The organism is Delftia sp. JD2, from assembly GCF_001682645.1.
Classification (GTDB): Bacteria; Pseudomonadota; Gammaproteobacteria; order Burkholderiales; family Burkholderiaceae_C; genus Comamonas; species Comamonas acidovorans.
Map to the genome: position 1 here is coordinate 52,240 of NZ_LFJT01000034.1, position 13,085 is coordinate 65,324.

Annotated in this window: 11 protein-coding genes; 1 reads left to right on the forward strand and 10 read right to left on the reverse strand. The window is 65.5% G+C overall.

What is annotated here, in order from left to right; genetic code table 11:
• Positions 1–118: 118 nt before the first annotated feature.
• The 3 genes from ACM14_RS18620 to ACM14_RS18630 form a co-directional block, all read right to left on the reverse strand.
• A complete protein-coding gene (locus ACM14_RS18620; protein ID WP_065346957.1) occupies positions 119–1,243 on the reverse strand; it encodes an acyltransferase in 1,125 nt (374 codons plus the stop codon).
• A 254-nt stretch (positions 1,244–1,497) separates the two neighbouring features.
• The gene (locus tag ACM14_RS18625; protein WP_065346958.1) at positions 1,498–2,820 is read right to left on the reverse strand and encodes an MFS transporter; all 1,323 of its coding nucleotides are present in this window, start codon (positions 2,818–2,820) and stop codon (positions 1,498–1,500) included.
• A gap of 49 nt (positions 2,821–2,869) precedes the next feature.
• A complete protein-coding gene (locus ACM14_RS18630) occupies positions 2,870–4,522 on the reverse strand; it encodes a GMC family oxidoreductase (protein ID WP_065346959.1) in 1,653 nt (550 codons plus the stop codon).
• 165 nt (positions 4,523–4,687) lie between these two features.
• Between ACM14_RS18630 and ACM14_RS18635 the strand changes: the two genes are divergently transcribed.
• Positions 4,688–5,488 carry an IclR family transcriptional regulator gene (locus ACM14_RS18635; RefSeq protein ID WP_065346960.1) on the forward strand — a complete coding sequence of 267 codons (801 nt, stop codon included), beginning with the start codon at positions 4,688–4,690 and terminating at the stop codon, positions 5,486–5,488.
• A 37-nt stretch (positions 5,489–5,525) separates the two neighbouring features.
• On the opposite strand, the gene ACM14_RS18640 is transcribed toward ACM14_RS18635, so the two are convergent.
• From ACM14_RS18640 to ACM14_RS18670, 7 genes are all read right to left on the reverse strand, one after another.
• The gene (locus ACM14_RS18640) at positions 5,526–6,812 is read right to left on the reverse strand and encodes a TRAP transporter large permease (protein ID WP_013800418.1); all 1,287 of its coding nucleotides are present in this window, start codon (positions 6,810–6,812) and stop codon (positions 5,526–5,528) included.
• Between the two features lie 19 nt (positions 6,813–6,831).
• The gene (locus ACM14_RS18645) at positions 6,832–7,347 is read right to left on the reverse strand and encodes a TRAP transporter small permease (protein WP_043820239.1); all 516 of its coding nucleotides are present in this window, start codon (positions 7,345–7,347) and stop codon (positions 6,832–6,834) included.
• Between the two features lie 147 nt (positions 7,348–7,494).
• The gene (locus tag ACM14_RS18650) at positions 7,495–8,481 is read right to left on the reverse strand and encodes a TRAP transporter substrate-binding protein (RefSeq protein WP_016450058.1); all 987 of its coding nucleotides are present in this window, start codon (positions 8,479–8,481) and stop codon (positions 7,495–7,497) included.
• A gap of 232 nt (positions 8,482–8,713) precedes the next feature.
• Positions 8,714–9,046 (reverse strand): helix-turn-helix domain-containing protein, encoded by a 333-nt coding sequence (locus ACM14_RS18655; RefSeq protein WP_013800421.1) that lies wholly within the window; start codon positions 9,044–9,046, stop codon positions 8,714–8,716.
• Complete coding sequence (locus tag ACM14_RS18660; RefSeq protein WP_013800422.1) at positions 9,043–9,387, reverse strand: type II toxin-antitoxin system RelE/ParE family toxin; 345 nt, start codon at positions 9,385–9,387, stop codon at positions 9,043–9,045. The genes ACM14_RS18655 and ACM14_RS18660 overlap by 4 nt, the downstream gene beginning before the upstream one ends.
• A gap of 152 nt (positions 9,388–9,539) precedes the next feature.
• Positions 9,540–11,042: a sodium/proline symporter PutP gene (putP, locus tag ACM14_RS18665; RefSeq protein ID WP_012207739.1), complete on the reverse strand. Its 1,503-nt coding sequence runs from the start codon at positions 11,040–11,042 to the stop codon at positions 9,540–9,542.
• An 80-nt stretch (positions 11,043–11,122) separates the two neighbouring features.
• A partial coding sequence (locus ACM14_RS18670; protein WP_065346961.1) for an L-glutamate gamma-semialdehyde dehydrogenase occupies positions 11,123–13,085 on the reverse strand: 1,963 nt, incomplete at its 5' end.

Here is a 13,085-nt window from a genome sequence, read left to right on the forward strand (position 1 = left end):
TTCACCGGGAATGGATTTTCAACGAAAGCCGCCAGTTGCGGAAGATCTCTTGGAAGATCCCGAGGGCTTTGGCGGATTGGTGAGGTGACTGCTTGATGAAGCCAGATGGCGGAATATCTCAAACAGTGCATGTCCTGGAGGATTCAGCACTGCGCAGCCACATGCTGGACGCTCTTCTCGATATTTTATGCAGCGGATTCTCGAGGAATTTGAAGTAGAGCAAGGAACAGATCACGACCGACACCAGGTAGACAAGCAGCGAGAGCTTTCCGCCACCTATCCACAGCAGGCCCGGGATCTTGGGAAAGAGCAGGCTGTATAGAATGACCAGCAAGGGAATGTGCAGCAGGTACAGCGCATAGGAGGCATCACCCAGCTTGCAGAAGAAGCGGCTCAACAGGCTGCCGGACGAGGGCAGCAGCGCGGCCAGTGCCACCAGGCCCAGGGACGTGCTGCCAAACAGCATCACCCGTTCGGGATAGTAGAGAAATGCCGCCATACCCACGCCCATGAGGCCGCCATATTTCTGCATCCATATGCTGGCGCACAGTGCCATGGTGGTGAATAGGGACCATGCTGCAATGGACTGCCCGGGTTTTCTATGAATCCACTCGCTCAGCAGAAAGCCAGCAATGAATTCAATGATCAGCGGAGATGTCAGAAAAACATTCAAGAGAAAATTGTTTTCCCTAGGCGTTGCCGATCGATAAACACCCAGATTGAATTGCACGGCAACAATGACCACGAATGCCAGCAGCAAAGCAAGGAACACGGGAACGGCCTGCTTTCGCGTGAAGCAGAGCATGGTGCCAATCAGCAGGTAGAAATACAGCTCGTAGGTCAGCGTCCATGAGACACTGAGCAGATAAAAATCCTGGGGCAGCAGCAGAAATGACTTCCAGTGGCTGATTTCTGGTCCATTGAAAATGCCAAGCCAGATGCTGAGAAAAAGCATCAGCAGGAGGGCTGGCCAGTAACCGCTGTAGATTCTCAGAAAGCGCCGGAAGACAAAGCCGGATGCCGTGCCGGCTCCGGGCTGCATGGAGCGCGTGGTCTCGGCCATGATGAAGCCGCTGATGACGAAGAAAATATCGACACCGGCGAAGCCGTAGACGGAAATCTCGGTGATCCAGGTCGGGATGTTTGCGTAGTGGGCCGGGTGCACAGTGGGCGGGAGCGTATGGTGCAGAACCACGAGAAATGCGGCAATGAATCGCAGTATTTGTATATTTTTATAGATCATGCAGCCAAGGTGATACCTGATAGTGCATGCCTGCCTGACATGCGGTTGCGATATGGAGGGTGAATCTGCCGGAATCTTTTGCCATGCGGGCCTGGCCGTTGATGGCTGCCTTTGCGGACTGGCGCCATCCTAAACCAAGACGGCTCTATGGCGGCAAGGCGGGCGTGGATGCGGTCTATCGTTCAATGCGAAAAAGCTGCCCGATCGGCAGCTTTGATCTCGGACCCTTGCAGCTGCACCGCAAGACAAATGGGCTATCTGACCAAGGGCTTCATACTGGCAAAGCTCTCTTGCCGGCCCCCATCCCTCCCAATCGCCCAGGCACACCAGGCCGATACCGCTCCCGCAAACACCACATACAGGCACACCAGCCATGGGCTGCCACCGGCCGTCTTGACCAGCGCCGTCGCAATGATGGGCGTGATGCCGGACGCGAAGATCCCCGAGAACTGGTAGACGAAGGAAATGCCGGTGTAGCGCACCTTGGCGTCGAACAGGTCGCAGAAGAGGGCCGCCTCGGGACCGTAGACCGCCGCGTAGAGAATGCCGAAGGGCACGACGATGGCGATCCATATCAGCAGCACATTGCCGCCGCTGTGGGCCATGAGCCAGAAGGCCGGGAAGGCCGAGACCGCGGTGATCAGCGATCCCCACAGATACACGCGGCTGCGGCCCATGCGGTCGGACAGGCGGCCGAACAGCGGAATCGTGAAGCACATCACCACGGCGGCGACCATCACGCCGATCAATGCGTCGGTGCGGCTGATCTGCAGCGTGGAGGTCAGGTAGCTGATCGAGAACACGCCGAAGACGTTGAAGAAAACGCCGTCGATATAGCGTGCGCCCATGCCCTTGAGCACATTGCCCGGATAGCGCCGCATCATGTCCATGAAGGGAATTGCGGTCTCGGCATTGCGTGCCTTGACGGCTGCGAATTCGGGCGTCTCCTTCACATGCAGGCGGATGTACATGCCCACGGCCACCATCAGGCCCGAGATCAGGAACGCGACGCGCCAGCCCCAGGCCATGAATTGCTCTTCCGTACACAGCCAGGACAGCAGGGCCACCACGCCCGAGGCCATGAACAGGCCGATGGCCAGGCCCACCTGGGGCAGGGAGGCGTAGAAGCCCCGCTTTTCCTTGGGCGCGTATTCGTAGGCCATGAGCACGGCGCCGCCCCATTCGCCGCCCAGGCCTATGCCCTGGGCCACGCGCAACAGCAGCAGCAGGATGGGGGCGGCCACGCCGATTTGCGCATGCGTGGGCAGCAGGCCGATCAGGAAGGTGGACACGCCCATGATCATCAGCGTGACCACCAGGATGCTCTTGCGCCCCACGCGGTCGCCGAAGTGCCCGAAGATCACCCCGCCCAGCGGCCGCGTGACGAAGCCCACGGCAAAGGTGGTGTAGGCCAGCAGCGTGGAGATCAGCGGATCATCGCTGGGAAAGTACAGCTTGCTGAACACGATGCCGGCGACCACGCCGTACAGGAAGAAGTCATACCACTCGATGGTTGCGCCGATGAGCGCGGAGGTCACCACCTTGCGGATGACCTTGGGATCGGTTGCCGTCGTCATGCTGTCTCCTGGTTGTCTGTCGCATTGCCGGGATTGCAGGAACGGGCAGTCATGCGACCTTGAGCTGCCCTGTCTCTCCGTGCCTGTCTTCGCGAACCATGTCGGCGGCCTTCTCGGCCATCATCACCACGGGCGCGTTGGTGTTGCCCGAGACCAGGGTGGGCATGACCGAGCAATCGACCACGCGCAGGCCGGCCATGCCGTGCACGCGCAGCCGCGCATCGACCACGGCCAGGGCGTCGCTCCCCATGCGACAGGTGCCGCTGGGGTGGAAGATGGTGGCGCCGTGGTTGCGGCAGAACTCCAGCAGTTGAGCATCGCTGTGCGCATCGGGGCCGGGCTTGACCTCGCGCTTCACAAAGGGGCGCATGGCCGGCGTGTCGGCAATGGCGCGTGCCGCGCGCACGGCCGCCACGTTGGTGCGGCGGTCCAGGTCGGTGGCCAGGTAGTTGGGCTGGATGGAAGGCGGCTCGAAGGCATCGCGCGAACGGATGCGCAACTGCCCGCGTGACTCGGGCCGCAGCTGGCAGACCGACATGGTGAAGCCCGAGTACGGATGGACCTGCCCCCCTGCCATGTCGGCCGACAGCGTGGAGACGTGGAACTGGATGTCGGGCGTGGCCGCCACGGGCCGGCCCTGCTCGTCCCTGAGCGCACGCATGAAGCAGCCGCCCTGGTTGATGCCCACGGCCAGCGCGCCCGAGCGGAACAGCAGCCATTCCAGCCCCAGCTTGGTCCTGCCCACCCAGGAATTGAGCTGGTCATTGGTGGTGATGGGCTGGCTGCACTCGTAGCCCAGGCGGATTTGAAGATGGTCCTGCAGGTTCTCGCCCACGCCCGGCAGATCGTGCACCACGGGAATCCCCAGAGACTGCGACAGCGCGGCCGGGCCGATGCCCGACAGTTGCAGCAGCTGCGGCGACTGGATGGCGCCTGCCGACAGAATCACCTCGGCCCGCGCCTGGGCCTGGCGCTCCTGCCCGCCTTGCCGGTAGCGGATGCCGGTGGCGCGCCGGCCACACACTACCAGCTGCGTGGCCATGGCATCGGTCTCTATGCGCAGATTGGGGCGGCGCCGGGCCTCGCCCAGATAGGCCTTGGCCGTGCTGCAGCGCAGGCCCTTGTGGGTGGTGAGCTGGTAGTAGCCTGCGCCCTCCTGGTCGCGGCCGTTGAAGTCCTCGGTGCGGGGCACGCCGACCTGGCCTGCACCGGCAATGAAGGCCTCGATCAGCGGATGCTGTGCGCCGATGTCCGAGACCTTGAGCGGCCCGTCCGCGCCATGGCCCGGGAAGGCGCCGCGCGCATTGCCTTCGGACTTCACAAAGTAGGGCAGCACCTCCTCATACGACCAGCCCGCATTGCCCAGCGCCGCCCAGTGGTCGTAGTCCTCGCGCTGGCCGCGCACGTAGATCAGGCCGTTGATCGAACTGCTGCCGCCCAGCGTGCGGCCGCGCGGCCAGTAGATGCGCCTGCCGTTCATGTTGGGGTCCGGGTCGGTCTCGAACTTCCAGTTGTAGACGGGGCTCCACATGGTCTTGCCGTAGCCGATGGGCAGGTGGATCCAGGGCGAGCGGTCCGGCGGGCCGGCCTCCAGCAGCAGCACCCGCGTGGCCGGGTCCTCGGACAGGCGCGCGGCCAGCACGCAGCCGGCAGAGCCTGCTCCCACGATCACGTAGTCATAGCTGTCGATGGGGTTCGGCATGCGGTGGCTCCTTTTGAGTTTCTTTTGAAGGAACTATCTGTTCCTTTGGGTGAAACTTATTCGTTGCCGCCGTGGACTGCAACCCCGCGCAAACCCTTGCCGCCTCCTGGCGATCAGGCATGATCGAAAGCGTTTCCGGCCTTCCACACGACACGACACCGCCCTATGCCGCCATCCCTTGCCAGCGCTGCCCCGGACCCCACCCCTGCACGGCAGGACGAAGCGAACTCGGTCTCCGATCGCTCCCTGGCCGTGCTCGATTTCGTGACCCAGGCCGAGGCCCCGCCAGGCCTCATGGACATCGCAGCCGCGCTCAACCTGCCCAAGGCCACGGCCTCGCGCCTGTGCTCCCACCTGGAGGCGCGGCAATGGCTGTTGCGCCATGAGGGTGACCGCAGCTTCTCCCCGGGCCCCAAGCTGCTGAGCCTGGCCGTGCGCGCCCTGCAAGCCGACCCGCGCCAGGCCCTGCGCCATGAGCTGCTGTCCCAGCTGGTGGCCCGTCTGGGCGAGACCTGCAACCTCACCGTGCTGGACGGCACGCGCGTGCGCTACCTGGACCGTGTCGAGACCCACTGGCCGCTGCGCATCCAGCTGGAGGCCGGATCGATGGTGCCCATCCACGCCACGGCCAGCGGCAAGCTGTTCCTGGCCCATATGCCTGCGGCCCGGCGCGCCGCCATTCTGGACAGCGTGGAACTCACCGCTTGCACGGCCAACACGCTGACCACGCCCGAGGCGCTGGCACAGGAGTGCGCGCGCATCGTGCGCGAAGGCCACTCCTGCGATCGCGAGGAATTCATGCGCGGCATGATCGCCGTGGCCGTGCCCGTACGCGATACCAAGGGCCAGTGCCGCGCCACGCTGGCCGTGCATGCGCCCGAGGCGCGCATGCCGCTGGCGCAGGCGCTGGAGGGCCTGCCGCACCTGAAGGAAACGGCCCAGCGCATGGCCGGCCTGCTGTTCTGAATCCGAAAAAAAGGGCCTCTTCAAGAGGCCCTTGTCGTCACTGGAAGCCCAGCGTATGCGGCAACCAGGTGGACAGCGCGGGGATGAAGGTCAGCAGGCACAGCACCACGAAGTGGGCCAGCAGGAACAGCGGCATCTCGCGCGTGAGATCGGTGATGGACACGCGCGTGGCCACCGAGGTCACGAACAGCAGCCCGCCCACGGGCGGCGTGATCATGCCCAGCGTCAGGTTCACGATCACCACCATGGCGAAGTGCGTGGGATCGATGCCCAGGCTGAACGCAATGGGCGCCAGGATGGGCACCAGGATCATCACGCCGGGCAGCGGCTCCATGAAGATGCCGAACACCAGCAGCAGGATGTTCACCGCCACCAGGAACAGGGTGGGCGACAGCTCCCAGCTCACGATCAGCTCGGACAGGTACTGCGGAATGCCCTCCACTGTCAGCACCCAGGCAAAGGCGGCCGAAGTCGCCATCACCAGCAACACCGAGGCCGTCAGCATGGCCGAGCGCGCCGCAATGCCCGGCAGCGCCGACCACTGCAGCGTGCGGTACACCCACTTGCCGCAGACCAGGGCGTAGAACACGGCCACCACCGACGCCTCGGTGGGCGTGAAGATGCCGAAGCGGATGCCCACCACGATGAGCACGATCAGCATCAGCGCGGGAATCGCCTTGAAGCTGTTGATCCACATCGTGCGGCCGTCAGGGCGCGGCTCGGTGGAGCGGTAGTCGCGCTTCCTGCACACCCACCAGTTCACGGCGGCCATGGCCAGCGCGATCAGGATGCCGGGAATGAAGCCGGCCATGAACAGCCCGCCCACCGACACGTTCTCATCCTGCAGCGCGTAGATGATCATGCTCACCGACGGCGGAATGATGGGCCCCACGATGGCCGTGCTGGCCGTCAGCGCCGCCGCGTAGGAGCGTGCATAGCCGGCCTTGTCCATCATCTTGACCATCATCGAGCCGGGACCGGCCGCATCGGCCAGGGCCGAGCCCGAAATGCCCGAGAACAGCGTCAGCGACAGCACATTGGCATAGCCCAGGCCGCCGCGCAGATGGCCCACGAACTGTGCGGCAAAGCGCAGCAGCACATGCGTGAGCGCCCCGCCCGACATCAGCTCGGCCGCCAGGATGAAGAAGGGCACGGCCATCAGCGGAAAGCTGTCTATGCCCGTGAACATCTCCTTGAATACGATGAGCTGCGGATAGCGGCCCCCCACGAAGACGGCCAGTGCGGCGGAGATCGCCAGCGCGAAGGCCACCGGAAAGCCCAGCGTGAGCAGGACGATGATGGCGATGAAAAGCGTGATACCCATGATGTGTCTGCCTGGTGGATCAGATCGACGCGGCTGCGTCGGCATCCATCTCGTCGGATTCGGCGAAGGAGCCATCAGCCACGTAGCCGCGCGCAATGAACAGCAGATGCACCAGCATCAGCACGAAGCCCACGGGCATGGCCGCGTAGACGAAGGAGATCGGAATGTCCGTGGCCGCCGTGGTCTGGAAGCGCGTGGCCCAGACGTACTGCGACGAGGCCACCGCCATCACCGCGCAGAACAGGCCCACGCCCAGCACCACGAGGCGGCGAAGCCACTGCGCCTTGCGCGTGCCCACCGAGCGGTGCAGGTTGTCGATGGCCACATGGCCGCCGAAGCGCAGCACCAGCCCCGCGCCCAGGAAGGTGACCCAGATCATCATGTGCCGGGCCACTTCCTCGGCCCAGACAATGGAGTCGCCCGTGGTGTAGCGCAGCACCACATTGGCAAACACGATGCAGGCCATGGCCAGCAACAGCACGATCAGCAGCCAGCGGTTGCAGGCCACAAGGGCGCGTTCGATTCGGTTGAGCATAGGAGTGGGCGAGGGCAGGAGGGGAGTGGCGCAAGGGCCGGGCTGCCGTCGGAGGTCAGATCATCGGCGTGGGCGCCGTGCGGGGCCATGGGGCTTGCCCGCAGCGGCTGCCCGGTGCCACGGGCAGGCCGCCCGTGGCAGGAAGGATTACTTGGCGTTGGCGATGGTGTCCAGCGTCTTCTGGCCGAACTTCTTCGCGTATTCCTTGTAGGCCGGCTCCAGCGCGGTGCGGAAGGCAGCCTGGTCCACCTTCTCCACCACCTGCATGCCGTGGCTCTTGGCCTCTTCCACGCCCTTCTTCTCCACCGTGTCCACGAACACGCGCGAAGCGATGGCGCCCGACTTGGCGCCCTGCGTGAAGGCCGCCTTCTGGCTGTCGTTCAGCGTGCCCCAGAACGAGGGCGACACCAGCAGGGCCATGGGCGCGTACACATGGGCGGTCAGCGTCAGGTGCTTTTGCACCTGCCACAGCTTGGCCGAGGCCAGCACCGAGATCGGGTTCTCCTGGCCGTCGATCGTGCCCTGCTGCAGCGCACCGATCACCTCGGGCCAGGACATGGGCGTGGGCGATGCGCCCAGCGTACGGAAGGCGGTGATGTGCACGGGGTTCTCGGTCACGCGGATCTTCAGGCCCTTGAGATCGGCCACGCCGTTGACGGCGTGCTTGTTGTTGGACAGGTGGCGAAAGCCCTGCTCGCCCCAGGCCAGCGCGACCAGGCCGCGCTTGCTGAACTTGGCCAGCAGCTCCTGGCCGAAGGCACCGTCCAGCACGGCGCGTGCATGCTGCGTGTCGCGGAACAGGAAGGGAATGTCCACCACGCCCACATCGGGCACGAAGTTGCTGATGGCGCCCGTGGAGACGATGGCCGCCTCCACCGTGCCCAGCTGCAGACCCTCGATCAGCTCGCGTTCGCCGCCCAGGGCGGACGCGGGGAACTGCTTGAACTTGTAGGCGCCGTTCGTGCCCTTTTCCACCGCATCGGCCCAGGCCTGGGCGGCCGCGCCGTAGTGCGAATTCACGGCCAGGGCGTAGCCCACCTTGACCTCCTTGGTCTGGGCCAGTACGGCGCCAGCCGAAGCAGCCGCCATGGCGGCCACGCAGGTCGAAAGAAGGGTGCGGCGGATCATTTGCATAGCGGCAGTCTCACTTGTTGTGTGTTGAAAAATGGCCCCCACGCTCCCCTTGCAGGGCAAGGTCTGCGGTCCCCCGCAGGGGGCCGCTTTTCATCCTGGGGCGGCCCGGCGATGAAAAAAAGAGCCCCTGGATTGTAGTGACCACTCCCCTTGTGGCGACCACGTACAAAGCGCTCGTCATGTGCGTTGAGGTGCATCTGATTTGGCGATGTCGTGGGCAGCGATCGGCATATCAACCAATGGACAGACGCACCGGCTTTCCCACGCGGCTCAACATTTCAACCAGGGCGTCAATGGTGAACTTTGCAGTCTTTCTGTTCACCACATCCGAGATGCGCGGGCGGGACACCATCAGGATCTCTGCCGCGTCTGACTGCTTCAGGTGATGCTGTGCAATCCATTGCGCCAGCTCCGCCATCAGTTGCTCCTTGAGAAGATGGGTGTCGTTGATCTGCTGGCGCGATGCAGCTTGCAGCTTCAATGCCTCGTCTTCAGGAAAGCCCAACTCCAGAAAGAGGTTTGCCTTCGCCTTGGTCACATGGCGGATTTCTGTATCGATCTTCATTTGTTGGCCTTTCTCATGTGGACCACGGCACGGTAGCGCGCCGATGCGATGTCCTTGTCGTGCCGGCTTGTCACCTGTGATTTCTTCTGGAAGCAGTGCAATACATAGACCGCTTCCTCGAACTTGGCCACATACATCACCCGGAACGCTCCGCTGGCGTCCCTCACGCGGATCTCCCGTGTCCCGGCGCCCACGTCGTCGAAGGGTTTCCAGTCCTCCGGTTCCTGGCCTGCCTGAACCTTGCTCAACTGAAAGCCCGCATCTCGCCTGGGGCCTGCGGGAAAGTCCCGCAGATCGTCGTATGAGGATCCGACCCAGCGGATGTCTTTGTCCTGCTCCATGGAAGATCCTTGTATAAAATTTTATACAGGCATGCCGAAGGCGTAAAGCGGCTGTATGGCCTTTCGAGTGCGTGCATCAAAGCAAAAACGCCCGAGGCGCAGGCATCGGGCGTTTTGCGTCATGGCAGGGGTGCCGTCTTCGTGCGCACGGCTCAGCGTGCCCCGATCCGCTCGAACTCGCTCTCCACCGCCGCATGCGCTTTCAGGATGCTTTGCGAAGGCGCAGGGCCCATGCGGCTGACGACCACCGTGGCCAGCCAGGCCAGGATGAAGCCGGGGATGATCTCGTACAGGCCCAGCCAGCCGAACTGCTTCCACACCAGCACGGTCACGGCGCCGGTGATGATGCCGGCCAGCGCGCCGCCGCGCGTCATGCGGCTCCAGAACAGCGACAGGATGATCACCGGGCCGAAGGCGGCGCCGAAGCCGGCCCAGGCGTAGCTGACCATGCCCAGCACCTTGGAGTCGGGGTTGCTGGCGATGGCGATGGCGATCAAGGCCACCAGCAGCACCATGGCGCGGCCGATCCAGACCAGTTCGATCTGGCTGGCGTTCTTTCGCAGGAAGGTGCGGTAGATGTCTTCGGTCAGCGCGCTGGAGCACACCAGCAGCTGGCACGACAGCGTGCTCATCACGGCCGCCAGGATGGCTGCCAGCAGCGCGCCCGAGATCCAGGGGTTGAACAGCTGCTTGGTGATCTCCATGAACACCGTCTCGGCATTGGCGTTCACGGCGGCGGCGCCACCGGGGTTGGCCGCGAAGTACGGGATGCCGATGAAGCCCACGGCCACGGCGCCGGCCAGGCACAGGATCATCCAGGTCATGCTGATGCGGCGGGCCGAGGGAATGGTCTGCACCGACGAGGCCGCCATGAAGCGCACCAGGATGTGCGGCTGGCCGAAGTAGCCCAGGCCCCAGGCCAGCAGCGAGACCACGCCCACGAAGCTGGCGCCACGGAACAGGTCGAACTTCTCTGCCGCCACGATGGCGTGCAGGTCCTGGCCCGGCTGCAGATGGCCCTGCACGGCCAGCCAGGCGATCACGGGCGCCAGGATCAGGGCCGTGATCATCATCGAGGCCTGGATGGTGTCCGTCCAGCTCACGGCCAGGAAGCCGCCGATGAACACATAGGCGATGGTGCACAGCGCGCCCACCCACAGGGCCGTGCTGTAGGGCATGCCGAACATGTTCTCGAACAGGCGCGCGCCCGCCACCACGCCCGAGGCGCAGTACAGCGTGAAGAACACCAGAATCACCACGGCCGTCACGATGCGCAGCACGTTGGAGTGGTCCTCGAAACGGTTGGCCAGGTAGTCGGGCAGGGTCAGCGCATTGCCGGCACGCTCGGTGTACAGGCGCAGCCGCGCCGCCACCAGGCGCCAGTTCAGGTAGGCGCCCAGGATCAGGCCGATGGCGATCCAGGCTTCCGACAGGCCCGACAGGTAGATGGCGCCGGGCAGGCCCATCAGCAGCCAGCCGCTCATGTCCGAGGCGCCGGCCGACAGCGCCGTCACGAAGCTGCCCAGGCTGCGGCCGCCCAGGATGTAGTCGGAAAGATTCTTGGTGCTGAAGTAGCCGATGGCGCCGATGCCGAGCATGGCGACCAGGTAGATGGCGAACATGATCGCCGTCGGGTCGTTCCAGTTGAATTGCATTGAAGTGTCCTGCGTTGGTCGTGTTTTTTTCGGGTGGTGCGGGGCGCTTGCCAGGGGCCGGTTGTGCCGGCCCCGGCGGTTCAAGCCATGGTCATCAGTTGAGCGTTTCCGCCTGCGGCGGCGGTATTGGTGCTGATGGATTGCTCGTGGAGCAGCGCGGCCAGGTCATAGCCGCGGCCCGCATGCAGCTCGTCGCTGTTGCGGCTTTCCACGCGCACCAGGGCACCGTCGCGCGCGGCGACCTGGGCGCAGACCTGCAGCAGGGCGTCGCCGTCGCCCTCGAACAGCAAGGCCGCCATGGGCGCTGCCGAATCGGCCAGGGAGTCGGCGCTGGCGCTGTGCAGCCATGGCACACCGGCATCGCCCGCAGCGGCGCGCAGCGCCTGCCAGGTGGCGGCGCAGCCGCTGTCGGCGCCTGTTCCGTTGTCGGGCAGCACGGCATGGCAGGCGTTGCCGCTGGCCAGGGCTGCTGCCACCTGGGCCACCAGGCCCAGCGGCGTGCGCGGCAGTGCCCAGACGGGGCCGCGCGGCAGCAGGCGGTAGCGGTTGGATTCGCCCGTGGGGCCGGGCAGCAGCATGGCGGCGTCCAGGCGCGAGGCGGCCAGGGCCTCGTCGCAGGCGGCCAGGGCCTGCACCTGCTCATCGGCGGACATGTCCTGGGGCGGTGCCTTGGACAGCGTCTCGCGCAGCAGGCCCAGCAATTGCAGCGGTGCCTGGGCGGCCGACTCGGCCCGCACAAAGACGGACAGCGCCGCGCTGGCCGGCCCCTGCGCCAGTCGGTGCAGGTACAGCGGGCCGCCGGCCTTGGGGCCGGTGCCGGACAGGCCCATGCCGCCAAAGGGCTGCACGCCCACCATGGCGCCGATCACATTGCGGTTCACATAGATGTTGCCCGCATGCACGCGCTGGGTGAGGTGGGCAATGGTCTCGTCGATGCGGCTGTGCACGCCGAAGGTCAGGCCGTAGCCGGTGGCGTTGATGCCATCGACCAGCGCGTCCAGCTGCTCGCGCTTGAAGCGGATCACATGCAGCACGGGGCCGAAGACCTCGCGCTGCAGGCGCGTGGTGCTGTCGATCTCGATGAGGGCCGGGGCCACGTAGTGGCCGTTGAGCACGCCGTCCTTGCGTTCCACGCGGGTGACCTTCTGGCCCGCCGCGGCCATCTGCTCTATGTGCTGCTCGATCTGGCGGCGCGCCGCGTCGTCGATCACGGGGCCCACATCGGTGCTCAGGCGGTCGGGGTTGCCCAGGTTCCACTCCTGCAGCGCATCGCGCAGCATGGTCAGCGTGCGGTCGGCCACCTCGTCCTGCAGGCACAGCAGGCGCAGGGCAGAGCAGCGCTGGCCGGCCGAATCGAAGGCCGAGGCCAGCACATCGGCCACCACCTGCTCGGCCAGGGCCGAGGAGTCCACCACCATGGCGTTCTGGCCGCCAGTCTCGGCAATCAGTGGAATGGTGCGGCCTGCAGGCGACAGGCGGCGGGACAGCTGGCGTGCAATCAGGCGCGCCACCTCGGTGGAACCCGTGAACATCACGCCCGCCACCTGGGCATGGGCCACCAGGGCCGCGCCCACGGTCTCGCCCGTGCCCGGCACCAACTGCAGCGCGTCGCGCGGCACGCCAGCCTCGTGCAGCAGGGCCACCATGGCGGCGGCCGTCAGCGGTGTCTGCTCGGCAGGCTTGGCCAGCACCGTGTTGCCGGCGGCCAGGGCCGCAGCCACCTGTCCGCAGAAGATGGCCAGGGGGAAATTCCAGGGACTGATGGCCAGCACCACGCCCAGCGGGCGCTGCGCGGCGTTGTCGAAATGCGCGGCCGCCTGGGCGCCGTAGTAGCGCAGGAAGTCCACGGCCTCGCGGACCTCGGCCACGGCGTTGGAAAGGGTCTTGCCTGCCTCCCGCATGATCAGGCCCATCAGAGGCTGGCTGCGTTGCTCCAGCAGGTCGGCGGCGCGGGCCAGCGCGTCGGCACGGGCGGCGGGCGGTGTGCCGGCCCAAATGGGCGCGGCCTGCGCGGCGCGCGCGGCGGCGGCTTCGGCCTCGGCC

Excerpts from the sequence above, each read along its gene's own strand:
- ACM14_RS18655 (WP_013800421.1), bottom strand. The coding sequence starts at position 9,046 with ATGAAGATCGATACAGAAATCCGCCATGTGACCAAGGCGAAGGCAAAC.
- ACM14_RS18640 (WP_013800418.1), bottom strand. The coding sequence starts at position 6,812 with ATGGGTATCACGCTTTTCATCGCCATCATCGTCCTGCTCACGCTGGGC.
- ACM14_RS18620 (WP_065346957.1), bottom strand. The coding sequence starts at position 1,243 with ATGATCTATAAAAATATACAAATACTGCGATTCATTGCCGCATTTCTC.
- ACM14_RS18625 (WP_065346958.1), bottom strand. The coding sequence starts at position 2,820 with ATGACGACGGCAACCGATCCCAAGGTCATCCGCAAGGTGGTGACCTCC.
- ACM14_RS18660 (WP_013800422.1), bottom strand. The coding sequence starts at position 9,387 with ATGGAGCAGGACAAAGACATCCGCTGGGTCGGATCCTCATACGACGAT.
- ACM14_RS18650 (WP_016450058.1), bottom strand. The coding sequence starts at position 8,481 with ATGCAAATGATCCGCCGCACCCTTCTTTCGACCTGCGTGGCCGCCATG.
- putP (WP_012207739.1), bottom strand. The coding sequence starts at position 11,042 with ATGCAATTCAACTGGAACGACCCGACGGCGATCATGTTCGCCATCTAC.
- ACM14_RS18635 (WP_065346960.1), top strand. The coding sequence starts at position 4,688 with ATGCCGCCATCCCTTGCCAGCGCTGCCCCGGACCCCACCCCTGCACGG.
- ACM14_RS18630 (WP_065346959.1), bottom strand. The coding sequence starts at position 4,522 with ATGCCGAACCCCATCGACAGCTATGACTACGTGATCGTGGGAGCAGGC.
- ACM14_RS18645 (WP_043820239.1), bottom strand. The coding sequence starts at position 7,347 with ATGCTCAACCGAATCGAACGCGCCCTTGTGGCCTGCAACCGCTGGCTG.